A 23957-nucleotide genomic window follows, 5' to 3' on the forward strand; every position below is an offset into this window, starting at 1 on the left:
CGCCCCCGGCGCCGCCGATCGTCGTGGTCAAGAGGGGCTCTGGCGCCAGTGGTCGTCGGCGAGCGCCCAGGCGACGGTCCAGTCGCGGTAGCGGACGCGGTCGAGGGCGTGGCGGAAGGCGGCGAACAGCGTCAGCACGAGGCAGGCGGCCACGCCGAGGATCATGAGGGCCGTCGCCGCCGCCGTGATGCGCAGCTCGGCCTCGCTGGGCGGCGGCGGAGCCGGGCGGCCTGAGCTGTCGACCCAGATGGTGAGCTGCGCGCCGGCCTTGGCGGGGGAGAGCACGGACACCTTCCCGGTGTGCCGCCGGCCGGACGCCGTCGTCCAGCCCGCCGGGACCAGCCCGCCGCCGCCCACCTCGCCGAAGGACAGCGTCGTCACCGGCGTGTCGGCCAGCAGCGTCGCCCGGACCTGCTGGCGGCCCGCGCCGGTGGCCAGTGCGCCCGCGTACGCCTGGCGGGCGGCGGCCGTCGCCGGCCACAGGGAGAGCAGGATCAGCAGCGCCGCCACCACCAGCCCCGCGCTCTCCCACCGGTCGGTACGCCGGCGCAGCGGGTTGCCGTCAGGGCGGTAGCGCCGTACGAGCCGCGTCACGCCGTCGATCACCAGCTTCATCGAGCACCCCCCAGCACGGACTTTAGGGCCTTTGCCGCCGCCCGTCCGGGAGTCCGCGATCCCGCCCCGCCGCCCTGCCCGTCAACGCGCTGACGAACCCCCACAACGCTCTCGAAAAGGACGCTGACCTCGGCGTTCAGTCCTGCTTGCGGGCGGCGGGACGGGCGCGTACGTGCATGCGCTCGCCCTGCTTGCCGAACAGCGCCAGCACCTCGCACGGCTCGTCGCCCGGGTTGATGAACGCGTGCGGCGTCCGCGTGTCGAACTCGGCCACCTCCCCGGCCACCAGCGTCGTGTCGTGCGGCCCGAGCAGCAGGCGCAGCCGGCCCGACAGCACGTACAGCCATTCGTAGCCCTCGTGCACCTGCTGCTCGGGCAGGTAGCCCGGGTAGTGCGGCGGATAGATCTGCTTGAACGCCTGCAGCCCGCCGGGCCGCCGGGTGAGCGGGATGTAGGTCATGCCGTGCCGCTTGACCGGCCGCATGTGCACGCGCGGGTCGCCCGTCACGGGCGCGTCGATCAGCTCGTCGAGCTGCACCTGGTAGGCCCTGGCCAGGAGCAGCAGGAGCTCGAGCGTCGGCTTGCGGCCGCCGGACTCCAGCCGGGACAGGGTGCTGACCGAGATGCCGGTGCTCTTGCCGAGCTGCGTGAGCGTGATGCCGCGCTCCAGGCGCAGGGCCCGCAGCCGGGGACCCACCGCCTGGAGCACCTCGTCGAGTTCCATGGATCCCACCTTGCCATTTCGGCAACGAAGTTTGTCAACTCGCCGGCGGCTCGCGCACAGTTGCCTGGCATACGGAAGGGAGACCGCGACATGAAGACGTACGACGTGGTAGTGATCGGCGGCGGCGCCGCCGGGCTGAGCGGGGCGCTCACGCTGGGCCGGGCCCGCCGCAGCGTGCTGGTGGTCGACTCGGGCCGGCCGCGCAACGCCCCCGCCGAGGGGGTGCACGTCTACCTCGGCCGCGAGGGCACGCCGCCGGCGGAGCTGCTGGCCGCCGGGCGCGAGGAGGTGGCCGCGTACGGCGTGCGCGTCGAGAACGCCGCCGTGACGGGAGCGGAGCGGCTCGGTGACGGGCGCTTGCGCCTCACGCTGGACGACGGCACCGCCGTCGAGGCCGCCAGGCTGCTGGTGGCCACCGGCCTGATCGACGAGTTGCCCCCGCTGCCAGGACTGGCCGAGCTGTGGGGCAAGGACGTGCTGCACTGCCCGTACTGCCACGGCTGGGAGGTACGCGACCAGGCCGTCGGCGTGCTCGGCACCGGCCCGCTCGCCGTGCACCAGGCGCTGCTGTGGCGGCAGTGGAGCGACGACGTGACCCTGTTCCTGCACACCATGGAGAAGCCGTCCGGCGAGCAGCGCGAGCAGCTCGACGCCCGGGGCGTCGCGGTCGTCGAGGGCGAGGTGACGGAGCTGGTCCTCAAGGACGGGCGGCTCCACGGCGTGCGGACGGCCGACGGCCGCGAGCACGCCCGCCAGGCGCTGGCTCTGGGCACGCGGCTGACCGCCCGCGTCGGACCGCTGGCGCGGCTCGGCCTGGAGACCGCCGAGATGGAGATGGGCGGCCACGTGGTGGGCACCCACATCCCCGCCGACCCCACGGGCCGCACGTCCGTGCCGGGCGTGTGGGCGGCGGGGAACGTCACCAGCCTCTTCGAGCAGGTCATCGGTTCGGCGGCGGCGGGCGTCAAGGCCGGCGCCGCCATCAACGCCGACCTGATCGAGGAGGAGACCAGAGCCGCCGTCACCGCCCTCCGGGCCACCCAGGCCGAGGTGACCCCTGAGGAGCTGTGGGACGGCCGCTACTCCGAGCGCGAGCGCCTCTGGACCGGCGAGCCGAACGTGGTGCTCGTCCGCGAGCTGAGCGACCTGCCGCCGGGCCGGGCGCTCGACCTGGGCAGCGGCGAGGGCGGCGACGCGGTGTGGCTGGCGAAGCGGGGCTGGCGGGTCACCGCGGCCGACGTGTCGGGGGTGGCGCTGCGCCGGGCGGCCGAACTCGCCGAGCGCATGGGCGTGGCCGACCGGATCGGCTGGCAGCAGCACGACCTCGGCCGGTCCTTCCCCGAGGGCACGTACGACCTGGTCACCGCCTGCTACCTGCACTCACCGCACGACCTGCCCCGCGAGAAGATCCTGCGGGCCGCCGCCGCGGCCGTCGCGCCCGGCGGGGTGCTGCTGGTGGCCGGGCACGCCGCCGGGCCGCCCTGGGAGCAGAACCCCCACCCCGACGTGCACCTCCCGACGCCCCGCGAGGTGCGCGAATCGCTGGACCTGACCGAGGGGGAGTGGGAGGTGCTGAAGGAGGCCGAGTTCGAACGCCCCCAGACCGCCCCCGACGGCACCCCCACCCTCCGCAAGGACAACGTCCTGATGCTCCGCCGTCTGTGATCTACAGTGTAAAGGCGCCGGGCTCGGCGCGGTACACCGTCCCCTTGCCGGCCAGCGTCACCGAGGGGGCGGCGGCAGGGACGAACGCCGACTCGCCGGGGCGCAGCGTCAGATCGTCGCCGAGGCGGGCCTCGCCCTCCACGCACAGCACGATCTGCGGCACCCCGCCGGGCAGCTGATCGGTGTGCTCGCCGGTCAGCTCGTGGCGGGTGAGGGCGAACTCGGGGGCGGGCGGCCGGTAGGAGTACGCCCCTCGGGGGTCCTCGGCCGGCTCGACCCGGTGCGGGGCGGTCGGCGTGAAGTCCACGACGCGCATCAGCTCGGGCACGTCCACGTGCTTGGAGGTGAGCCCGCAGCGCAGCACGTTGTCGGAGTTGGCCATGATCTCGACGCCGATGCCGCCGAGGTAGGCGTGGGGGACTCCGGCGCCGAGGTAGAGGGCCTCGCCGGGGGCCAGGCCGACGTGGTTGAGCAGGAGGGCGGCGACGATGCCCGGGTCGCCGGGGTAGGCGCGGGCGATGCCGGCGTAGACGGTCAGTTCGTCGTCCTCCGCGGCTTCCATCAGGGCGCGCTCGACGCCGGCGCGCAGCGGGCGGGCGGCGTCGTCCAGCATCTCGGCGAACACCCGGCGCAGCGCGGCTCCTGGCTCGCCGGTGGTGAGGGCGTCGATCCAGGGGCGCAGGCCGGGCAGGCCGAGTCGGTCGAGGAGCGCGGCGGTGGCGGCGGGGGCGCGGAAGCCGCACAGGCCGTGGAAGGGGGTGAGGGCGCACACCATCTCGGGCTTGTGGGAGGCGTCCTTGTACGTGCGGGTGCGGTCGTCGAGCGGGATGCCGCGGGCGTTCTCGGCGGCGTAGCCGGCCTTGGCCTGCTCGGTGGTGGGGTGGACCTGGAGGGAGAGCGGGCGTTCGATGGCGAGGACCTTGAGCAGGTAGGGCAGCTCGGGGCCGAAGCGGTCGGCGGCGGGGGCGCCGAGGGTGGCGGCGGGGTCGTGGGCGATGAGCTCGTTCAGCGGGACGCCGCCGGCGGTCGAGGGTGCGCCGGGGTGGGCGCCCATCCAGAGTTCGGCCTGCGGTTCGCCGGTCGGCTCCGTGCCGAACAGGCGCGGCAGGGCGGTGACCGAGCCCCAGTCGTAGGGGCGGATGGTGGTGGCCAGCCGCATGGGGGCGGTGGCCGGTGGCAGGTCGGGGTGTGGCACGGCGTTGGCTCCAATCGTCGTTCATGGAGCGTAGAACGCGTGCGGGGGGAGTGCGTGCCCGGGGATGGGCCGCGCGGGGCGGCCCATGTGGTCAGCCGGCGCGTGGGCCCAGCAGGACGGGCATGGCGCGGGTGCTGTTGCCGAGCAGGGTGTCCAGCGGCGGCAGGTCCTCGGCGGGCGTGGCGAGCCGCATGCCGGGGAAGGCGGTGAACAGCGCGCGCAGCGCGATCTCGCCTTCCAGCCTGGCCAGTGGCGCGCCCAGGCAGAAGTGCGGGCCGTGGCCGAAGGCGAGGTGCTGGGTCTGCCGGCGGGTGATGTCGAAGCGGTCGGCGTCGGGTCCGTACTGGTCGGGGTCGCGTCCGGTGGAGGCGAAGCAGGCCAGGACGGGCTCTCCCGCGCGTACGCGGACGCCGTCGAGTTCGACGTCGCGTACGGCGTAGCGCATCGGGAAGTACGCGATGGGCGAGTCCCACCGCAGGGTCTCCTCGACGGCGGCGCTGTACGGGCACTGCCCGGACAGCAGCATCCCGAGCTGGCCGGGCTGGCCGAGCAGGGCGCCGATGGCGTTGGTGATGAGGTTGACGGTGGTGACGTGCCCGGCGATGAACAGCAGCTCGATGGTGGCGAACAGCTCGTCCTCCGACAGCCGCCCGCCGTCCTTCTCGTGCAGCCGGAACAGGTCGGTGATGAGGTCTTCTCCCGGCGTGCCGCGGCGCTCGTCGATGATCTGGTCGAGCAGTTCGTGCAGCTCTTTGCGCAGGCCGGGCGAGTCTTCGAGGTCGCCGACCTGGGCGACGGCGTCGGTGAGGCGGTGCAGCTCGTCCTGGTGCTCGGGCGGGATGCCGATGAGCTCGGAGATGACCTCGCGAGGCAGCGGGTAGGCGTATTCGAGCCGCAGGTCCACCGGCTGGTCGGGCGGTTGCTCCGCGAGGTGGTCGATGAGCCGGGCGGTGAGTTCCTCGATGCGCGGGCGCAGGCCGTTGAGCCGGCGTTGTGAGAACGCGGCGGTGAGCGGCATGCGCAGCCGCCGGTGGTGTTCGCCTTCGGCGTTGAGCATGGAGGTGTCGGTGACGATGCGGTCGATGGCGGTGCCCGGTGGCAGGGCGTCGCGGCCTGACCAGTGGCGCAGCTCCCTGGACAGGTCCGGGTGGGTGAGGACGGTCATGAGCGTGGCGTACCGGGTGGCGGCCCAGGCCGGTACGCCCTCCGCGGTCACCGGCACGAGTGGTCCCGCGGCGCGCAGGCGTTCGTTGTCGGCGTGGATGTCGCGGGTGGCCGGGTCGAGGATGAAGCGGTCGTCGGTCATGGTCATCCCGTTCGTCGTGGGCTGACCGCCAGGGCGGTCACGTCCATGCCGGGGTCCTGGTCGAGGTAGAGGTCGCGGACGAGTTCGCCGGCGGCGGGCGCGTTGCACAGGCCGTGGCCGGAGAAGCCGGTCGCGTACAGGAAGGCCGGTGGGCCTGGCTGGTGGCCGATGAAGGCGGTCTTGTCGGGGCTGGCGTCGCGCAGTCCGGTGACGGCGGTGTGCAGGGCGAGGCCGGCCAGGCTCGGGTACGTCTCGGCGAGCCGGGCGGCGACGTCGCGGCGCCAGGACTCGCGGTCGGGCCCTGGGTAGCCCATGCCGATGAGCATGCGGTCGTCGCGCCGCCGGATCAGCAGGCCGCTGGCGGCGTGCAGGGTGACCGGGATGTCGGGCGTGCCGGGCGGGAGCGGGTCGGTGGTGAGCAGCTCCTGCTCGATGGGTTCGGTGAGCGGCAGGTCCACGCCGGCGCAGCGGACGAGCGAGGCCGACCAGGCGCCGGCGGCGCAGACGACGGCGTCGGCGGACAGTTCGCCGTCGGCGGTCTGGACGCGGCCTGCTTCGGCGTCGATGGCGGTGACCGGGCAGCCGGTGCGCAGGGTGGCGCCGGCTTTCTCGGCGGCCATGGCGTAGGCGGTGACGATGGCGGTGGTGTCGGAGATGTAGGCGTCGGGCGAGTAGGCGGCGGCCAGCAGCGGCAGGTCGCCGATGAGCGGGTTGCGGCGCCTGGCCTCCTTGGCGCCGATGAGCCCGACGTCGACGCCTGCGGCGTGCTGGGCGGGCAGGTCGGCTTCGAAGGCGGTGACCTGCTCGGGTTCGGTGAACAGCACGAGGTAGCCGACCTGCCGCAGTGGCAGGTCGATGCCGGGCCTTTCGGGGAAGGCGTGGTAGGCGGCGAGGCTGCGGACGGCGAGCGCGGAGCTGACCGGGTTGCCGGCGAAGTAGGTGCGTACGACGTCGGCGGTGGCGCGGGAGGCGCCGGAGCCGAGCGTGCCGCGTTCGAGCAGGGTGACGTCGGTTCCGGCTTCGGCGAGGTGGTAGGCGATCGACAGCCCGATGACGCCGCCGCCGATCACCACCACGCGGGATCCGGCGCTCATGCCTGGACCTGCAGTCTGCGCAGGTGGGCTCCGGCCTCCCAGGGGAACAGGTGCAGGTTCCAGCCGCCGAGGCAGTTGCAGTAGAGGGCCATGTGGGCCATGATCGCGATGTAGTCCTCATGGCTGTCGAGGCGTTCGAGGCCGTCCAGGAGGCGCTGGGTGAAGTCCCAGAGGCGGTCGAGGCCGCAGTAGCCGAGGAACTCGGCGGGTGTGTGGGCGAGCTGGCGGGTCATCTGGCGCAGCCAGGGCATGGGCATGCCGTCGAGTGCGGCGCGGACGAGGCCGCCATAGCAGCTGTAGCCGAGCGGGCGGGTCTCGCCGTTGACGAACAGCAGGGTGGTCAGGACGGTCTCGTAGCTGCCCGCGCCGGACGGGATGCGGCCTTCGTGCAGGTCGAGGAGCTCTCTGGGCGGGTCGAGCCAGATGCGCTCGGTCTCGGCGTGCACCTCTTTGGCGAGCTGGTTGAGCTCGGGGTCGCCGACGGGCAGGCGGGGCAGCACGTGGCCGCCGGTCTGGCCGGCGCGGCGGACTTCGGCGATGACCGGTTCCTTGGTGGTGTAGACGGAGTTCCACACTTCGCGGCCGGCGTGGATGAGGGCGTCGAGGTCCTCTTCGACGACCTGGCCGATCGGGGTGGCGGTCATGGGTTCGGTGAGTTCGCCGTACTTGATGCCGAGGTGTTGCAGGCGGGAGCAGAACAGGGTGCCGTCGGGCACGGTGCGGCGGTCCACCTTGTATTCGGCGGCGGTGTGCAGCAGGGCGTGGACCGGGGCGAGGTGGTACAGGTGGTACCCGGCGACCAGGGCGTGACCTTGGAGGCTGCGGTAGGGCAGCGCGTCCCACAGGGCCTGGGCCAGTGAGGGGTTGCGCTGGTCGAGTTCGGCGGCCACGGTGATGCCGAGGCCGGGCCAGGAGATTTCCAGTTGCTTCGTCTCGTTCACACTACGTCACTCTAACGTCACGTTTGGTGGCGATCGTGTGGGGGTGGTGGTGTTTACCGGGGCATGACCTGGGCTTATACGAAAGGGCCGCGTTCGTCGGCCCAGATGGAGGCGGGATCGACGTAGGGGCGCAGGAGGTGGGTCAGCTCGGGGTCGGGGCGGCCGTTGAGCTCGTCGGAGGCGGCCTTGCGGGCGATGCCGGCCAGCACGTCGGCGACCTGCACGCGCTCGTCGAGCTCGGAGACGACGAGCCGGAGCCCGGCCATCCGGCCGCCGAGTATCTGCTGCATCTGGGCGATGCGCTCGTCGGTCAGGGTGGTCTGGCGGTCGTGCACGACGGCGACGGGGCCGCGGCCGTCGCCCCAGGAGGTGACGGCCTGGACGATGGCGGGGATGAGCGGGTCGAGCGCGGGGAAGACGTGGGGGTCGGTCAGCAGGCGGTCGCGGAACTCCCCGACGCGGTCACGGACCTCCCACAGTGCGCGCATGACGTCGCCGGCCGGGCCTTTGGCCGTACGCAGCTCGTCGATCAGCAGGTACGTGTCGGTGACGGAGGTGGTGATGCCCTGGCCGTTCTTGGCGCGCAGCAGGTAGTTGAAGGAGTCGAGGAAGGCGGCCCACCGGCCGGGGCCGAAGGTGCGGCGGCCCTCGCGGTAGAGGGCGACGGCGTCGGCCCTGGCGAGCGGGTCGAGGCCGAGGCGCGGGGTGTGGTCGTCCTTGAGCAGGCCGGTGACCTTGCCGGTGAGCCAGAAGGTCTTGTCGGCGACGAAGACGCGGACGTGGCCGAGCACGGGGCCGCCGGGGCCGAGCAGCCAGAGCAGGGCGGCGCGGTGCTTCTCGCGCAGGACGTGGTTGGCGCGGTATTCGTCGGCGGGGGTGGGCGCTCGTACGCGCAGCTCGGCGATGACGGCGGCGGCCGCCTCGGCGTCCATGAGCACGCTGGCGTGGGCGAAGACGTCGCTGTTGCCGCCGACGAGCTTCTCGCCCTCCGCGCCGGATTCGTCGCACGCGATTTCGAGGGGTTGCGCCACGTTCATGAATCTAGCCGGGCGGGTGGTCGTGCCGCGAGGCGATTTTCCTGGGTCGGGGGCTGGGAGAATCACATGACTCCGCTGGAGGTGAAAGGACCGTATGTCCGCCGATGTCTTGACCCGTCTGGTCCGCGAGATTCACGAGGAGGCGGAGCGTGCCCGCACGTCGCCGGCTCCCGAGCTGGCGTTCTCCCTGTGGCGGCGTTTCGCCGACGGCGGGGACCGGCTGGCGTACGAGGGCGTCTATTTCGAGCGCCGCCGCAGGCTGGCCGCGCTCTTGCTGGCCGCGCATCTGGACGATCGGCCCGATCCGGCGCTGGACGACCTGCTGTGGTCGGTGTGCGACGAGTACTCCTGGGTGCTGCCGGCGCACGAGCCGGAGGGCGGTGACCCCAACGCGTTCGTGGACCTGTTCGCCGCCGAGACGGCGCAGACGCTGGCGGAGGGGGTGCGGCTGCTGGGCGGGCACGTGGACGCGCGGGTGCGGGCGCGGGTGCGCGCCGAGGTGGAGCGGCGGGTCTTCGCCCCGCTGGAGGCGGGGACGATGTGGTGGGAGTCGGCCCGGCACAACTGGTCGGCGGTGTGCGCGGGCGCGGCGGGCGCGGCGGCGCTGGCTCTGGGCGCCGATCGGGTGGTGGCGCGGCTGAAGGGCGCGATGGAGGCGTTCCTGTCGGGCACGGGCGCGGACGGCGCCTGCCTGGAGGGCCCGGACTACTGGGCGTACGGGTTCGGGTATTTCGTGTACTTCGCCGAGGCGCTGCGCGAGCACACCGGCGAGGACCTGCTGGACGATCCGCACGTGCGGGAGATGGCCGCCTACCCGGCGCGGGTGGATCTGGGTGACGGCACCAGGCCGGCGTTCGCGGACGCGCAGGCGCGCGGCGTCTATCCGGCGGGGCTGCTGTCGCGGCTGTCGGAGCGGCTGGGCGTGCCGGTGCCGGTCACCGCAGGGGAGCCGTCGTTCCACGACGACGCCTGTTATCGGTGGGCGCATCTGTCGCGGACGTTGTGGTGGGCGCGGGAGGTTCCGGTGGCGGAGCCGGAGCCGCATGCGTACCTGCCTGATGCGGGCATCGTGGTGGCGCGGTCCTGCGGGGCGGCGTTCGCGGCCAAGGGCGGGCACAACGACGAGCCGCACAACCACCTCGACGTCGGCACGTTCGTGCTGCACGTGCGGGGTGAGACGGTGCTGGACGATCTGGGCGCGCCGGAGTACACCCGCGACTACTTCCGCAAGGGCCGCTACCTGGTGCCGCAGGCGTCGGCGGAGTGGCACTCGATCCCGCTGGTCGAGGAGCGGGGGCAGGTGCCGGGGCCCGAGCGGCGGGCCGAGGTGCTGGAGCACGCCGTCGACGGCGACGCGGTGTCGTTCGCGCTCGACCTCACCGCCGCCTACGCGGTGCCCTGCCTGGAGCGGCTCACCCGGACGTTCCGGTGGCGGCCCGGCGGGCTGGAGCTGACCGACGCCTTCGGCTTCACCACGCGGGACGCGCGGGTGACCGAGGTGTTCGTGTCGCGCCGCCGCCCGGTGCTGGGCGATGGCCGGATCGTGTGGGGGCCGGTCGCGCTGGAGGTTCCGGCCGGGTGGCGGGCCGAGGCCGACCAACTGGCGGTACGCGGCCACGCCGGCGAGCAGGAGACCGTGCACCGGGTGCGCCTGTCGGCCAGGGTGCCGTCGGGCGCGCACCGGTTCACCTTCACCGTGGACGCCTGATCAGGATTCGGTGGCGGGGGCGGGGTCGGCCGGCAGGCCGAGAATGCGGCGCTTGCCGTACAGGTCGCCGAGTCGTCCCATGACTGGCATGGACAAGCCCACGGACTCCCTGGCCGCGGTCGAGTACGAGACCATGCGGCTCGGCCGGCACCGCCACCTCGACCGCAGCGCGTACATCCTGCTCACCCGGATCCGCCGCGAGGGGCCGATGTCCATCGGGCAGCTCAGCAGGGCGTTCGGCCTCGACGTCTCGACGCTCAACCGGCACACCGCCGCGTTGCTGCGCGAGGGCCTGGCCGGTCGAACGCCTCCCCGCCCGCCCCTGGCCGGCCTACGCCAGGGGCGCGGCCGGCTCCTCCTGACGCAGCGGGAAGTGGCAGGCCACCTGGTGCGCCCCGCCCTGAAGGGGCGGCTCGGTGGCGCACACGTCCTGCGCGAGCGGGCAGCGGGTGCGGAAACGGCAGCCGGTCGGCGGGTTGAGCGCGCTCGGCAGCTCGCCCTTGATCGTGGTGTCCGGGCTGGGCACGTGATCGGGGTCCGGTGAGGGGACGGCGTCCAGCAGCGCCTGCGTGTAGGGGTGGCGCGGGGCGCGGACGACCTGGTGGGCGGGCCCGATCTCGACCATCTTGCCGAGGTACATCACGCCGATCCTGTCGGCCATGTAGTCGACCACGGACAGGTCGTGGCTGATGAACACGTACGACAGGCCCAGCTCGCCCTGCAGGTCCCGCATCAGGTTGAGCACCTGGGCCTGCACCGAGACGTCCAGCGCGCTGACCGGCTCGTCGGCGACGATGAGCCGCGGGCGCAGCGCCAGCGACCTGGCCAGGCCGATGCGCTGCAGCTGGCCGCCGGAGAACTCGTGCGGGTAGCGCTCGAGCGCCGTCCTGGGCAGGCCGACCTGGTCGAGCAGCTCGGTGACCCGGGCGCGCCGCTGCGCCGCGTCGCCGACCTGCTGGATCTCCAGCGGCTCGGTGAGGATGGAGTCGATGCGCATGCGCGGGTTCATGGCCGCGTAGCTGTCCTGGAACATCAGCTGCACCTGCCGGTGCATGCGGTGGCGGGCGCGCCGGTCGAGGCCGGCGATGTCGGTGCCGTCCACGACGATGCTGCCGCCGGTGGCGGGCTCGAGCCCGGCCACGAGCCGGCCCACGGTGGACTTGCCGCAGCCCGACTCGCCCACGATGCCGAGCGTCTCGCCGGGCGCGACCTCGAACGACACCCCGGCCACGGCGCTCACCTTGCCGCTGGAGCGCTTCAGCCCGGCGCCGCCCGCGTCGTACTCCTTGACCAGGTCGCGCACGCTCAGGATCGGCTCGGCGGCGGCCGCGGCGGCCTGCTCGCGGCCGGTGGGCGGGGCGAGCACGACGGGCTCGGTGACGGGGTGCAGGCAGGCGAAGGCGTGCCCGTTCCCGGCCGCCGTGAGCGCGATGTCGCCGGTGCGGCACTCGTCGGTGGCGAAGCGGCAGCGCGGTGCGAAGCGGCAGCCGGTCAGCGGGCGCGACAGGTCGGGCGGGAGGCCGGGGATGCTGTAGAGGCGGCCGTCGCCGTCGGTGGCCGACTCGGGCAGGGCGCGCATGAGCGCCTCGGTGTAGCGGTGCCGGGGCGCGCGGAACAGCTCGGGGGTGGTGGCTGTCTCGACGACGCGGCCGGCGTACATGACGGCGACGCGGTCGGCGCGGCCGGCGATCACGCCGAGGTCGTGGGTGACCAGGATGACCGCCATCTTGAACTCTTCGCGCAGGTCGTCGATGAGCTCCAGGATCTGGCGCTGGGTGGTGACGTCCAAAGCCGTGGTGGGCTCGTCGGCGATGAGCAGGCGCGGGGAGCGGATGAGCGCCATGGCGATGACCACGCGCTGGCGCATGCCGCCCGACAGCTGGTGCGGGTAGTCGTCGACGATCTTGTCGGGGCGGGGCATGCCGACCCTGCGCAGGATCTCGATCGCCCGCTCGCGCGCCTCGGCCTTGCCGACCTTCTGGTGCACCCGCAGCGGCTCGGCCACCTGGGCGCCGATGCGCATGGTGGGGTTGAGCGAGGTGAGCGGGTCCTGGAAGACCATGCCCATCTCGACGCCGCGCACCCGGCGCAGCTCGGGGGCCTGCATGGTGCGCAGGTCGCGGCCGTCGAAGAGGATCTCCCCGCCGACGACGGAGCCGCCGGCAGGCAGCAGCCCCATGATCGACAGCACGGTCATGGTCTTGCCGCTGCCCGACTCGCCGACGATGCCGAGCGTCTCGCCCTGGTGGACGTCGAGGGTGACGCGGTCGAGCGCGTGCACGGTGCCGCGCCGCAGCGCGATGTCGGTGCTGAGGTCGCGCAGCCGCAGCAGCGGCTCGCTGGTGGGGTTCCCCATGGTGCGAAAAACTCCTGTCAACGCCGCCGGAGGCGGACCTCGAAGACGTCCCTCAGCCCGTCGCCGATGAAGTTGAAGGCGAGGACGATGAGGATGATGGCGATGCCCGGCGGGTAGAGCAGCCACCAGTGGCCGCTGAAGGTGTCCGACAGGCCGTCCGACAGCATGCCGCCCCAGTTCGCGGCGGGTGGCGGCACGCCCAGGCCGAGGAAGGACAGGTAGGCCACGTACAGGATGGCGTCGGCCACCTGGAAGGTGGCGTTGACGATCACCGTGCCGATGGCGTTGGGGATGATGTGCCGGCGCACCGCGCGCCCGCCGGTGCCGCCCATGCCGCGCATGGCCATGACGTACTCGCGGGTGCGCAGCGTCAGCGCCTCGCCGCGGACCAGCCGGGCGGGGCCGAGCCAGGCGAAGGCGCCGATGATGACGATGAGCATCGGCACGGTCGGCGTGACGATCGAGGCCATGAGCATGAACAGGAACAGCGCCGGGATCGACATGAACGCGTCGACCACGCGCATCATGACCGCGTCCAGCCAGCCGCCGGCGAAGCCCGCGACGGCGCCCCAGACGGTGCCGACGACCGTGGCCAGCAGGCCGGCCGCCAGGCCGACCACGATGGAGGTCTGCCCGCCCAGCATGAGCCGGCCGAGCTGGTCGTAGCCGACGCCGTCGGTGCCGAGCGGATGCCCGTCGCCGGGGGTGAGGAACACCTTCGTCAGGTCGGTGTGCACCTGGTCGGTCTGGTAGAACAGCGGCCCGAGGAAGCTGAAGGCGGCCAGCAGCACGAACAGGCCGACGCCCACCAGGGCCAGCCGGTTCTCGCAGAACACCTCCAGGCCCTGGCGCCACATGCCGCGGACGGGCGCCTCGTCCTCGTGCGGGGTCGCGGTCATGAACGGCCTGCCTTGAGTCGTACGCGCGGGTCGACGGCGGCGTAGAGCACGTCGGCGACCAGCGCGCCCAGCACGGTGGCCACGGAGATCAGCAGGGTGACGCCGAGCAGGATCGGGTAGTCCCGCTTGAGCGCCGCCTGCCAGAACAGCAGCCCCATGCCGGGGTAGTTGAACAGCCGCTCGACCACCAGGGCACCGCTGAACAGCGCCGGCAGGTACATGCCGAGCAGCGTGATGACGGGGAACAGGCCGTTGCGCAGGGTGTGGCCGACGATCACGCGGCTCTCCGGCAGGCCCTTGCTGCGGGCCGTGCGCACGTAGTTCTCGTTGAGGTTGTCGACCATGGACGAGCGTATGTAGCGGGAGTAGACGGCGACGGTGAGGATGGCCAGCGTGACCGTGGGCAGCACCAGCCCGGCCGGGTCGGCCAGCACTTCGGCCAGCGTGAAGCCCTGCGGCGCCTCAGGCGGCAGCAGCGGCCACACCTGCGAGAACAGGATGATCATCATGAGGCCCATGAAGAAGATCGGGGTGGCGTAGGCCAGCAGCGACAGCCCGTTGATGGTGTAGTCGGGCCAGCGGTTACGCCGTACGGCCTGCACCACGCCGAGCGGGACGGCCACCACGACCGCCAGCAGGGTCGAGGCCAGCGACAGCAGCATGGTCTTGGGCAGCCGCTGCGCGATGGCCTCCGACACCGACTGGTTGAGCTGGAAGGAGTAGCCCAGGTCGCCGGTGACCAGCCGCTGCAGGTACATCGCGTACTGCTGCCACAGCGGCCGGTCGTACCCCATCTCGTGGTTGAAGGCGGCGATCTGCTCGAGCGTCGCTTCCTTGCCCAGGATGGCCCTGGCCGCGCCTCCCGGCAGCAGGTGCAGGATCACGAACGTGATCAGCGTCACCAGGATCACGATGACCAGGGCCTGGCCCAGGCGGGTGAGGAGGTACCGGGGCAAGGGTCAGCTCTTCCAGGACCAGTCTTGGAAGTACATGAGGTTCATCGGGTCCTGCGGCTCGACGCCCTGCAGGCCCGACTTGTACGCCGAGATCTGGTAGACGGGGTTGGGCATCCACAGCACCGGCAGGTCCTTGGCCAGGAAGTCGTCGTACTCCTGGAGGGCGCCGGCGTCGTCGGAGAACTGCGCCTTCTCGATCAGCTCGTCGGCCTCGGGGTTGCTGTAGCTGCCGAGGTTGACGGGGGCGTCGGTCTGGAAGAGCCGCTCACCGGAGGCGAAGGCGGGGTAGTACCAGCTGCCCTGGGAGCCGAAGAACGACATGTCCCAGTCGCACTTGGACTCCTCCGGCTTGCAGGCGGGGGTGACCGCGACGGAGTCGGGCACCTCCTTGATGGTCAGCTGCACGCCGAGCTTGGCCATCTGGGACTTGATCTCGGCGAACATCTTGGTGGTGGCGGCGAAGCCGGACTGGCTGGTGACGGTGAAGTTCAGCGGGGTGTCCTTGGCGATGCCCTCACCGCACAGCGCGGGGTCGGCGCAGGTGGTGGTCCCGTCGGGGGTGACCTTCCAGCCGTGGCTCTCCAGCAGCTGCTTGGCCTTGGCCGGGTCGAACGGGTAGACGCAGCCCTCGCCGGCCGGCGAGCCCTGCTTGGCGGGGACGGGGCCGCAGGTGGGGGCGGCCATGCCGGCCCAGATGACCTTGCTGATGGTGGGCTGGTCGATGAGGTGCTGCAATGCCTGGCGGAGGTACGGCTGCTTGAACAGCGCCCCGGTCTCGGGGTTGTTGAAGTTCAGCTGCAGGTACGTGATCGACCACCCGTACCAGGGGGCGACCTTGTAGCCCTTGGACTCCAGGTACGACTTCTGCGACAGGTTGGCCGGCGGGATGTAGCCGTAGTCGATGTCGCCGGCGCGCAGCACGTTGAACTCGGCGTCGTCGCCGGTGAACGGGCGCAGCACGATCTTGCCGATCTTCGGCTTGTCGGGGCCGGAGTAGGCGTCCTGCTTGGCCAGGACCACCTCGCCGCTGGGGACGTAGCTCTCCAGCTTCCAGGGGCCGCTGGTGGTCTTCCACAGCGGGTTGGTGGCGTAGGTCTTGGGGTCCTTGGAGGCGGCGGTCAGCTCTTCGAACGTCTTCTTGGGATCGCCCTTGTCCCAGGCGTGCTGGGGGAGCGGGACGATGCGGTTGAGCTGGTTGCCGACGAACCAGGCGGCGTTGTAGGCCTTCTTGGTGGTGATCGAGAAGGTCTTGTCGTCCTTGACCTTGAAGTCGGCGACGTTGTCGGGGAAGCCGCCGGGCCGGTAGGAGGCCCACTTGTCCTTGTTGGTGGTCACCAGGTCCCACCAGAACTCGACGTCCTTGGTGGTGATCGGCTTGCCGTCGGACCAGGTGTTGTCCTTGAGCGTGATGGTCAGCGTCCTGCCCTTGTCGCTGACCACGGGCGGCTCGGCGAGCGACCGCGTCGGGTTGACGTTGTCCTCGGTCGTGCCGTCGAGCTGGAAGCTGTAGAGCTTGCGGTACAGGGCGGTGGAGAAGATGTCGTTCTCGCCCTGGGTGAATCCGGGGGCCGAGATCGGCAGGATCCAGTTCGGCGTGCGGAGGGCCACGGTCACGGTGTCCTTGCTCTGCGCCGCTCCGCCTTGCGGCGTACCGCCGCCGGCGCCCGCGCTGCAGGCGGTCAAACCGAGCCCGATGGCCACCACGCCGCTCACGATGCGGGTTCTCGTCCCCATGTTTCTCCTCGTCGAGACGTGCGCGGGCCCTCCAGGGGGCCTTCAGTCCGGAGAATGTATAGAGGTACAAGTACTAAGTCAATGTGAAAAATCCGCTTTGTTCGGGGGACTTATTTCGGGATAGAGTCCGCGGCGAGGAGATCCGCCGGGCGAGATCCGCGGGGAACGCATGCGACATCCGCGCGACATCTTTCGGTGATCGTCTTCGTGCCCGATGATGGGCGTCTGCTGTGATGGCCCGCCTGGGCCCAGGGGTCGGGCCCGCTCGCGGGCCCCCGTGCTCGCCTGCGCTGCGCCAGGGGGGAGGAGAGACATGCCGGAGCCGCCCGCCAAGCTGCGCGAGCAGGCGTTGAGCCTGCTGGCCAGCGGCAAGGCCGCCTCTCGTGCGGACCTGGTGGAGCTCTTGGAGGTGGCTCCCTCGACGGTCTCCAGCGTGGTACGCCGCCTGCTGGAGGAGGGCACGATCCTGGAGGAGGGCGTCGGCGCCTCCACCGGCGGCCGCCGGCCCAGGATCCTGCGGCTGCGCGAGGACGGCGGCGTGCTCGCCGTGGCCGAGCTCGGCGGCCGGCACGCCCGCGTCGGCCTGTGCGCCCCCTCAGGGGCACTCCAGGTCGCCGAGGAGCTCGCCGTCGACATAAGCGCAGGCCCGCAGGCGATCTTCGACGAGATCAGCGAGGCCTTCGACCGCGTCAGGACCGCCCACGCGCCCGGCCGCCGTCTACTGGCCGTCGGCATGGCGCTGCCCGGGCCCGTCGACTTCCCGCACGGCCGGCTCGTCGGCCCGGCCCGCATGCCCGGCTGGAGCGGCTACGACGTCCAGGCCGACCTGCGCGAGCGCTTCCAGGCCGGCGCCCTCGCCGACAACGACGCCAAGGCCGCCGCCATCGGCGAGTACGTCACCCGCCGCGCCACCGGCGACATGATCTACGTCAAGGCCGGCAGCGGCATCGGCGGCTGCCTGGTCACCGGCGGCCGCATCTACCGCGGCGGGCGCGGCCTGTCCGGCGACCTCACCCACGTGCGGGTGGCCGACAGCGGCGAGCGCGAATGCTCCTGCGGCAGCCGCGGCTGCCTGGAGACCGTCGCCAGCGGCGCCGCACTCGTGCGCGAGCTGGCCCGCCGCGGCCGGCCCGTCACCGGCCTGCGCGACGTCGTCGCCGCCACCGCGGACGCCGACCCCGCCGTCGTGACGCTCGTGCGCCAGGCCGGCCGGCTGCTCGGCGTCGCCCTGTCGGGCCTGGTCAACTTCCTCAACCCCGACAGCGTCGTCATCGGCGGCGCGCTGTCCAGCCTCGACGTCTACGTCGCGGCCGTCAAAGGCATGCTGTACGAGCGCTGCCTGCCGCCCCTGACCCAGTCGCTGTCCATCGAGGCGAGCGCGGCGGGCCCCGACGCCGCCCTCATCGGGCTCGGCCGGCTGCTGCGCGAGACGACCGACCTGCACCCCACCACCGAAGCCACCACCTAGGAAGCACCACCGTGACCACCGCCGTATCCACCACCGGGTCCCTGCGCATCGCCGTCTGCGGCATCCACATCGAGTCCAGCACCTTCTCGCCGCACCTGAGCGGCACCGCCGACTTCGACGTCACCCGCGGCCAAGCCCTGCTCGACCGCTACGACTGGCTGGGCAGCCCGTGGGCGGCCGAGGTCGAGTGGGTGCCGCTCGTGCACGCCCGCGCCCTGCCCGGCGGCGCCGTCGAGCCGGCCGCGTACGACGCCTGGCGCGAGGAGATCGTCCAGGGCCTCGGCCAGGGCGGCTTCGACGGGGTGCTGCTCGACATCCACGGCGCCATGAGCGTCGTCGGCCGCGAGGACGCCGAAGGCGACCTCGTCACCGCGATCCGCTCGGTGATCGGTCCCGAGCCGCTCGTGTCGGCCGCGATGGACCTGCACGGCAACGTCTCCCACGTCCTGTTCGACGGCTGCGACCTGCTGACCTGCTACCGCACCGCGCCCCACGTGGACGTCTGGGAGACCCGCGAGCGCGCCGCCCGCAACCTCGTCGAGGCGCTGCACGCCGGCGGCCGGCCGCACAAGGCGCTCGTGCACGTGCCGATCCTGCTGCCCGGCGAGATGACCAGCACCCGCGTCGAGCCCGCCCGCGGCCTGTACGCCCGCATCCCCGAGGTCGAGTCCAGGCCCGGCGTGATCGACGCGGCCATCTGGATCGGCTTCGCCTGGGCCGACGAGCCGCGCTGCACCGGCGCCGTCGTGGCCACCGGCACCGACCGGGCCGCCACCGAGCAGGCCGCCCGCGAGCTGGGCCAGGCGTTCTGGGACGCCCGCGACGACTTCGCCTTCGTCGCCCCCACCGGCTCCATGGACGAATGCCTCGACGCGGCGCTGAAGGAGGGCGCGGCCCGGCCCTACTTCATCAGCGACTCCGGCGACAACCCGGGCGCGGGCGGCGCCGACGACGTCACCTACGCCCTGGAGCGCCTGCTGGCCAGGACCGAGATCCGCGACGGCTCCGTACGCGCCGTCTTCGCCTCCCTCGTCGACCCCGAAGCGGTGGCGCGCGTCGGGCACCTGCCGGTCGGCTCGCCCGTCAGCGTGCGCGCCGGCGGCCGGATCGACACCCGCGCGCCGGGGCCGCTCCTGCTGGAGGGCACGCTGGAGGCCGTGGCCGACGACCCCGACGGCGGCCGGGTGGTCAGCGTGCGCATCGGCGGCCTGAGCGTCTTCCTCACCTCGCGGCGCATGCAGTACCGGCTGCTGGAGTCGTACCGGCGGCTGGGGGTGGAGGTCGCCGAGGTGGACGTCGTCACCGTGAAGATCGGCTACCTGGAGCCCGAGCTGTTCGAGGCCGCCGCCGGCTGGATGCTGGCGCTCACGCCCGGCGGCGTGGACCAGGACCTGCACCGGCTGCCCTACCGCAACCTCAAGCGGCCCATCTTCCCGCTCGACGCCGACGCCGCCCTCTAGCGCGCGGCCTGCTCCTCAGGGGTGCGCAGCTTGGTCATGATGCGGTCGAGCGCGGCCAGGTCGTCGGGGTCGAGGGCCAGCAGGGAGCGCGGCGGGCGGGCCAGGATGCGCTGGGCCTCCTCGGCGACCGCCGTGCCCGACGGCGTCAGCGTGACGATCTTGCTGCGGCGGTCGCCGGGGGACACGCTGCGGGTGACGTAGCCGCGCCGCTCCAGGTCGTCCACCATCAGCGAGGTGTACGGCTTGTCGGTGGCCAGCTCGGTCGTCAGCTCCCGCATGGTCATCGGCCCGGCCAGCAGGTAGCGCAGCGCCTTGATGCGGAAGAAGCTCATGCCGAGCGCGTCGGCCACCTCCTTGCGGCGGTTCTCCTGCCGCAGGACCAGGTCGTACATGGCGGCCCACACCCGGGCCACCGCCTCCTGCTCGTGGATGTCGCTCATGTCGTCTCCTGCGGGTGGGCCAGCCGTTCGGCGGTGCGCGCGGCGCTGCGGCGGGCCCAGCCGGTGGTGGTCAGGATAGCGAGCAGCACGATCGCCGCGCCGCAGCCGGTCACGATCCAGTAGCCGACGTGGCTGGCCGCCGGGAACCCGGTGGCGAACGGGCCCGCCACCGCCGAGGTGACCAGCGCGCCGATGACCGCGACGCCGAGCGTCTGCCCGATCTGCCGACTGGTCGAGGTCACCGCCGCCGCCACCCCGGCCCGCTCGCGTGGCATGCCGGACACGGCGGTGTTGGTGATCGGCGCGTTCAGCATGCCGAAGCCGAGGCCGAACAGCACGTACGCGGCCATCAGCCGCCAGATCGGCGTGTCCGTCGCCAGCCCCGTCATGATCAGGCCGCTGGCCCCGATCGAGGCGCCGGCCAGCAGCAGCGGCACCCGGGTCCCGGCGTTGGCCACGATCCGGCCCGCCAGCGGCGAGCACAGCACGGTCAGGCCCGCCATGGGCAGCGTGTAGAGGCCGGCGTGCAGCGCGGACAGGCCCAGCACGTCCTGCAGGTAGAGGGTGTTGACGAACAGGAAGCCGCCGAGCGCGGCGAACCCGCACACCGCCGTCACGGTCGCGCCCGCGAACGGCACGCTGCGGAAGAAGCGCAGCTCGATCAGCGGCTCCTCAGTGCGCAGCTCGTAGCGGATCAGCCCGGCCAGCGCCAGCGCGGCCACCGCGAAGCAGGCCAGCGTACGCGGCGACCCCCACCCGGCGGCCGGGGCCTCGATCAGCCCGAACGTCAGCGTCGCCAGCGTCACGATGACCAGCACCTGGCCCACCGGGTCCACCCGGCGCGGGCGCGGCGCGCGCGACTCGGGCACGAACAGCGCGCACAGCACGAAGGCGGCCACGCCCACCGGGATGTTGATCCAGAAGATCGACTGCCAGCCGACCGCGCCCACCAGCGCGCCGCCCACCAGCGGCCCCAGCGCCATGCTGACGCCGCTCACCCCGCCCCACACGCCGATCGCCCTGGCCCGCTCGCGCGGCTCGGTGAAGGTGTTGGTGATGATCGACATGGCGACCGGGTTGAGCATCGACCCGCCCACCGCCTGCAGCGCCCGCGCCCCGATCAGCCAACCCAGGCTGGGGGCGAGTGAGCACATGAGCGAGCCCAGCGTGAACAGCGTCAGCCCGGTCTGGAACGTGCGGCGCCGGCCGATCCTGTCGCCGGTGGAGCCGGACAGCATGAGCAGGCTGGCCAGCACCACCGTGTAGGCGTCGATGATCCACTGCAGGCCGGAGACGGAGGCGTTCAGGTCGCGCCGGATGGCGGGCAGCGCGATGTTCACGATCGTGTTGTCCAGGCCGACGATGAACAGGCTCATGCAGCAGATGGCCAGGACGAGCATCCGCCGCCGCCGGCCGAGCGCGGGGGGCGCCGCCGCGGCGGAGGTGGACGGATCGGTTATAGGCATACAACGATTATATTCGCATAACTAACGATGTCGCCGCCTGGGTGGAGTGTGGGGGGAAGTGTCCGGATGGTGGGTCGGGACGTGCTTTCCGGTTGGCCGGTCGCACCGATGGCGAGGAGGGCTGGGTCTCTCTGGGGGAGCGTCGCTTATGGCCTGAGGTGTCGCTTCAGGGAGCGGGGCTTAGCTGGAGACGGACCTCCCGGACGAGACCCCCGACCCGGCCGAGCTGCGCTGCCCCTACGGGAGCAAGCTCAAGGTGCCGCTCGACCAGAAAGGCCCGGCCGAGCTGCGGCGCCGCCGGGTGGTGCTCGACTCCAGCAGCGGGGTGCCCCTCCTGCCGGACAGCGCCGTGGAGCTGAGCGGCTTCAGCGGCTACGACCCGCACCAGTCCTGACCGGCGCGGACGGGCGGCGGGGCGGGTTCGAGGCGGTCGGCCAAGCGGCGTAAGGCGTCCGCGAGCCGGGCGCGCACCCGCCGGGGCGGGCGGGGCGGGATCATCCGGGACCGGTCGGCCTCGGCGCGCCGTTCGGCGAGATAGGCGCGGGCGAACTCCTCGTGGATGCCGTGCGGGCAAGGCCGCCTCACGGCAGCTCGGGGAACGCGTGGTAGAAGAGGAAGATCGGGAGGCTGCCCGGCGGAGTCTCGTCGGCCGCGATGCGTTCGGCGGTCAGCTTGCGCCACGGCTCCATCACCGCGTTGAGCTGCTCGTTGAGCTGGGCCATCTCGTCCCTGGTGAGCCGCAGGTGGCGGCTGCTGCCGAAGCCCGCGTCCCGCCACTCCTCGGGCAACGCCGTGAGGTTGCGTTCGAAGTCGCGCAGCCGCTCGAACTGGTCGATCACCCACTGCGCGGTCCACGCCTGCATCACGGCCGCCGCGTACGGGCCTTCGAGGTCCGTGTCCACCCGCCACCCGGGCATGGCCGCGCGCACCCACCGCTCCCGGCTGTCCCTGGCCAGCTCCGGCACGTCTTCGACCATGTCGTAGCGCTGCAGCTGCCGCAGGTGGTAGCTCACCTGGCCGGGGTCGGCGTCCATGCGCCTGGCCAGCTCGCTCACCGTGACCGGGCCGATGCGGAAGAGCAGGCTGTACAGCTTCATCCTGAACCGGTTCGTCAGCATCCTGAGAACGTCCAGGTTGTCGATCTGTCGCATGACCACGACGCTAGGGGCGGCGCGCGGAAATGCTCAAGACCTCTACTGGATCTTGGAAATGCGCGCCGCCGTGCTCCTACCTGCAGGTCTTGCTCTCGGGGGAGCAGTGCTTGATCTCGGGGTAGCGGGGGGACGGCTTGTCCAGCTGCGGGCGGTGCTTCTTGCGCAGGTGCTGGTCCAGGAAGGCCGTCACGTAGCTGCGGGTGATCGTCATGGCGCGGGCGCCGGCGATGTCGGCGCCCGCGTCGATGCCGAGCTGGTCGACCAGCAGGCCGAGGTCGGTGAACGACAGGTGCTCGGCCCCGGTCAGCAGCAGCCAGCGCTTCCATCCGGTGAGGCGCTTCCAGTCGCGCTCCCAGGTGGCGGCGGCCTCACCCTGGCCAGGGGTGTAGGTGGCGGGCTTGCCCAGGAACAGGAACGGCCGCTTCAGCCCGCTGTCCGGGATCGCCATGTCGGTGGTGCCGTCGATGTCGATGCCGGCGCGGACACGGGAGTCGCTCAGCAGGGTCGGGATGGTGCTCGCGCCTCCGACGGAGTGCCCGGCCATCGCGATCTTGGACGGGTCGATGAGGCGGGAGCCCTGCCACGCCGGTCGCGGCCCGGTCAGCCGGTCGAGGACGAAGGACACGTCGCGCGCCCGGCTCTTGACCAGCCCCACCCACCAGTCGGGGTTCTTGTCGATCTCGCAGGTGACGCACTCGGTGACGCGCCCGTCGGGGAAGGTCGTCGCGACGCTCTCGTACGTGTGGTCGATCGCGGCCACCACGTACCCCCTGCTCGCCAGCTCCTCCGCCAGCCCGGTGAGCTCGGAGCGGGGCTTGCCGTGGCCGGGGGAGAGCACCACGAGCGGCAGGCCGCGCCTGCGGCCGGCCGGCTCGGCGTCGGTGAAGGCGTTGGTCCTGGTCCTGCTGAGGATGTCAGCGGGGACGGTGGTGATCTTCCCGTCCTTCAGGAGCAGCTCGGACTCCTTGGGCGTCATGTACTGCGCCCGCTTGCGGCCCGGCGACCTCGCCGGATACCACACCGACACCATGAGCTCCCTGAACGTCACCGACGGCACCCACGGGTCGGCGCGTGAGGTGTCCTTCAGGTGCAGGGACGTGACGCCGACCGGGCTGGAGCCGGTCGGCTCGGGCAGGGCGGGCACGGGGAGCGCCGCTGCTGATGCGGGCGTTGCGGTCACGGCCGGCGTCGCCAGGGCGAGCAGGCTCGCGGCGACGGCCATCGCGCGCTTAAACCGTTTGCGGGCATGACTCATGACAGTTTCCCTTCTTGTTTTCCGGCAGGGTTGAGTGACCCCGTGGCGGGGTGAGCGTTCTTGCCTCAGGGCAGGCGGTGGCGGGTCCACCAGAGGCAGAAGCCGGCGAGCAGCGCCGACAGGGCCAGGAACAGCGCGGTCTCCACCCATTGGAGCGGCCAGAAGGCGCTGAGCGGGTGGTACGCGAACCGCTGTCGGTAACCCAGATCAGTGAGCTTGGCGAAGCACGCCTGCACGGCCGGCAGGCCGATCCGCGAGGGCGCGGGCTGTCCCGACGTGGGCGGCGGCGGCGAGCACTCACGGGTCCATGCGGGCAGGGCGGTGACCGTGCGGCCGCGGGCGTCCAGGGTGTCGTTGGCCAGCAGCCACGCTCCCGGCGGTCCCGCGACGGATGCTCCTATGGATGTCAAGCGGCATGTTCTTGATCGTTTGATGTGATGATTCGGTGGAGTTCTCGAGCGACGTAGCGCTTCAGGCAGCGGAT

The 23957-nt window shown here is 72.2% G+C and carries 23 protein-coding genes and 1 pseudogene; 6 read left to right on the plus strand and 18 right to left on the minus strand.

Going from position 1 to position 23957, the window contains the following annotated elements; all coding sequences use genetic code 11:
* Nucleotides 1–27: 27 nt before the first annotated feature.
* Together AB0K12_RS46400 and AB0K12_RS46405 are read right to left on the minus strand one after the other, a co-directional pair.
* The gene (locus AB0K12_RS46400) at nt 28–615 is read right to left on the minus strand and encodes a hypothetical protein (protein ID WP_364575391.1); all 588 of its coding nucleotides are present in this window, start codon (nt 613–615) and stop codon (nt 28–30) included.
* A 136-nt stretch (nt 616–751) separates the two neighbouring features.
* Nucleotides 752–1339: a helix-turn-helix domain-containing protein gene (locus tag AB0K12_RS46405; RefSeq protein WP_355419539.1), complete on the minus strand. Its 588-nt coding sequence runs from the start codon at nt 1337–1339 to the stop codon at nt 752–754.
* Between the two features lie 90 nt (nt 1340–1429).
* On the opposite strand from AB0K12_RS46405, the gene AB0K12_RS46410 reads away from it, so the two are divergent.
* Nucleotides 1430–3004 carry an FAD-dependent oxidoreductase gene (locus tag AB0K12_RS46410; RefSeq protein WP_364575394.1) on the plus strand — a complete coding sequence of 525 codons (1575 nt, stop codon included), beginning with the start codon at nt 1430–1432 and terminating at the stop codon, nt 3002–3004.
* A 1-nt stretch (nt 3005) separates the two neighbouring features.
* Here AB0K12_RS46410 and manA read toward each other — a convergent pair whose 3' ends face one another.
* The 5 genes from manA to AB0K12_RS46435 form a co-directional block, all read right to left on the minus strand.
* The gene (manA, locus tag AB0K12_RS46415; RefSeq protein ID WP_364575396.1) at nt 3006–4199 is read right to left on the minus strand and encodes a mannose-6-phosphate isomerase, class I; all 1194 of its coding nucleotides are present in this window, start codon (nt 4197–4199) and stop codon (nt 3006–3008) included.
* 91 nt (nt 4200–4290) lie between these two features.
* Complete coding sequence (locus AB0K12_RS46420; protein ID WP_364575398.1) at nt 4291–5511, minus strand: cytochrome P450; 1221 nt, start codon at nt 5509–5511, stop codon at nt 4291–4293.
* Nucleotides 5508–6599 (minus strand): FAD-dependent oxidoreductase, encoded by a 1092-nt coding sequence (locus AB0K12_RS46425; RefSeq protein WP_364575400.1) that lies wholly within the window; start codon nt 6597–6599, stop codon nt 5508–5510. Before AB0K12_RS46425 ends, AB0K12_RS46420 begins: the two co-directional genes overlap by 4 nt.
* Nucleotides 6596–7540: a hypothetical protein gene (locus AB0K12_RS46430; protein ID WP_364575402.1), complete on the minus strand. Its 945-nt coding sequence runs from the start codon at nt 7538–7540 to the stop codon at nt 6596–6598. The genes AB0K12_RS46425 and AB0K12_RS46430 overlap by 4 nt, the downstream gene beginning before the upstream one ends.
* A 74-nt stretch (nt 7541–7614) precedes the next feature.
* Nucleotides 7615–8571, minus strand: coding sequence for a hypothetical protein (locus AB0K12_RS46435; RefSeq protein ID WP_364575404.1), 957 nt, complete (start codon nt 8569–8571; stop codon nt 7615–7617).
* A 100-nt stretch (nt 8572–8671) separates the two neighbouring features.
* On the opposite strand from AB0K12_RS46435, the gene AB0K12_RS46440 reads away from it, so the two are divergent.
* Nucleotides 8672–10285: a heparinase II/III family protein gene (locus tag AB0K12_RS46440; protein ID WP_364575406.1), complete on the plus strand. Its 1614-nt coding sequence runs from the start codon at nt 8672–8674 to the stop codon at nt 10283–10285.
* Here AB0K12_RS46440 and AB0K12_RS46445 read toward each other — a convergent pair whose 3' ends face one another.
* Nucleotides 10286–10546 carry a hypothetical protein gene (locus AB0K12_RS46445; RefSeq protein WP_364575433.1) on the minus strand — a complete coding sequence of 87 codons (261 nt, stop codon included), beginning with the start codon at nt 10544–10546 and terminating at the stop codon, nt 10286–10288.
* Here AB0K12_RS46445 and AB0K12_RS46450 point away from each other — a divergent pair.
* Nucleotides 10494–10829 carry a hypothetical protein gene (locus AB0K12_RS46450; protein ID WP_364575431.1) on the plus strand — a complete coding sequence of 112 codons (336 nt, stop codon included), beginning with the start codon at nt 10494–10496 and terminating at the stop codon, nt 10827–10829. The genes AB0K12_RS46445 and AB0K12_RS46450 overlap by 53 nt on opposite strands.
* Here AB0K12_RS46450 and AB0K12_RS46455 read toward each other — a convergent pair.
* From AB0K12_RS46455 to AB0K12_RS46470, 4 genes and pseudogenes are all read right to left on the minus strand, one after another.
* Nucleotides 10716–12641 (minus strand): annotated as a pseudogene (locus AB0K12_RS46455) (dipeptide ABC transporter ATP-binding protein); the annotation flags it as partial. The gene AB0K12_RS46450 and the pseudogene AB0K12_RS46455 sit on opposite strands and share 114 nt — an antisense overlap.
* A 17-nt stretch (nt 12642–12658) precedes the next feature.
* Nucleotides 12659–13540, minus strand: a complete 882-nt coding sequence (locus tag AB0K12_RS46460) for an ABC transporter permease (protein WP_355419555.1) — start codon at nt 13538–13540, stop codon at nt 12659–12661.
* Complete coding sequence (locus tag AB0K12_RS46465; protein ID WP_364575409.1) at nt 13537–14496, minus strand: ABC transporter permease; 960 nt, start codon at nt 14494–14496, stop codon at nt 13537–13539. Before AB0K12_RS46465 ends, AB0K12_RS46460 begins: the two co-directional genes overlap by 4 nt.
* 3 nt (nt 14497–14499) lie before the next feature.
* Entirely contained in the window at nt 14500–16230 is a 1731-nt protein-coding gene (locus AB0K12_RS46470) for a peptide ABC transporter substrate-binding protein (RefSeq protein WP_364575411.1), read from the minus strand.
* 313 nt (nt 16231–16543) lie between these two features.
* On the opposite strand from AB0K12_RS46470, the gene AB0K12_RS46475 reads away from it, so the two are divergent.
* Entirely contained in the window at nt 16544–17698 is a 1155-nt protein-coding gene (locus AB0K12_RS46475; RefSeq protein WP_364575413.1) for an ROK family transcriptional regulator, read from the plus strand.
* A gap of 11 nt (nt 17699–17709) precedes the next feature.
* A complete protein-coding gene (locus tag AB0K12_RS46480; RefSeq protein ID WP_364575415.1) occupies nt 17710–19158 on the plus strand; it encodes a M81 family metallopeptidase in 1449 nt (482 codons plus the stop codon).
* On the opposite strand, the gene AB0K12_RS46485 is transcribed toward AB0K12_RS46480, so the two are convergent.
* Complete coding sequence (locus AB0K12_RS46485) at nt 19155–19598, minus strand: MarR family transcriptional regulator (protein WP_364575417.1); 444 nt, start codon at nt 19596–19598, stop codon at nt 19155–19157. The genes AB0K12_RS46480 and AB0K12_RS46485 overlap by 4 nt on opposite strands.
* On the minus strand, nt 19595–21064 hold the full coding sequence (locus AB0K12_RS46490; protein ID WP_364575419.1) for an MFS transporter: 1470 nt from the start codon (nt 21062–21064) through the stop codon (nt 19595–19597). Before AB0K12_RS46490 ends, AB0K12_RS46485 begins: the two co-directional genes overlap by 4 nt.
* A gap of 256 nt (nt 21065–21320) precedes the next feature.
* On the opposite strand from AB0K12_RS46490, the gene AB0K12_RS46495 reads away from it, so the two are divergent.
* A complete protein-coding gene (locus AB0K12_RS46495) occupies nt 21321–21458 on the plus strand; it encodes a hypothetical protein (protein WP_364575421.1) in 138 nt (45 codons plus the stop codon).
* Here AB0K12_RS46495 and AB0K12_RS46500 read toward each other — a convergent pair.
* The 4 genes from AB0K12_RS46500 to AB0K12_RS46515 form a co-directional block, all read right to left on the minus strand.
* Entirely contained in the window at nt 21437–21649 is a 213-nt protein-coding gene (locus tag AB0K12_RS46500; RefSeq protein WP_364575423.1) for a hypothetical protein, read from the minus strand. The genes AB0K12_RS46495 and AB0K12_RS46500 overlap by 22 nt on opposite strands.
* Nucleotides 21646–22215: a helix-turn-helix domain-containing protein gene (locus tag AB0K12_RS46505; protein ID WP_364575425.1), complete on the minus strand. Its 570-nt coding sequence runs from the start codon at nt 22213–22215 to the stop codon at nt 21646–21648. The genes AB0K12_RS46500 and AB0K12_RS46505 overlap by 4 nt, the downstream gene beginning before the upstream one ends.
* A 76-nt stretch (nt 22216–22291) precedes the next feature.
* Nucleotides 22292–23473, minus strand: a complete 1182-nt coding sequence (locus tag AB0K12_RS46510; RefSeq protein WP_364575427.1) for an alpha/beta hydrolase — start codon at nt 23471–23473, stop codon at nt 22292–22294.
* A 65-nt stretch (nt 23474–23538) separates the two neighbouring features.
* Entirely contained in the window at nt 23539–23883 is a 345-nt protein-coding gene (locus AB0K12_RS46515; protein WP_364575429.1) for a hypothetical protein, read from the minus strand.
* Nucleotides 23884–23957 lie beyond the last annotated feature (74 nt).

Source organism: Nonomuraea sp. NPDC049419, from assembly GCF_040676995.1.
Lineage (GTDB): Bacteria > Actinomycetota > Actinomycetes > Streptosporangiales > Streptosporangiaceae > Nonomuraea > Nonomuraea salmonea.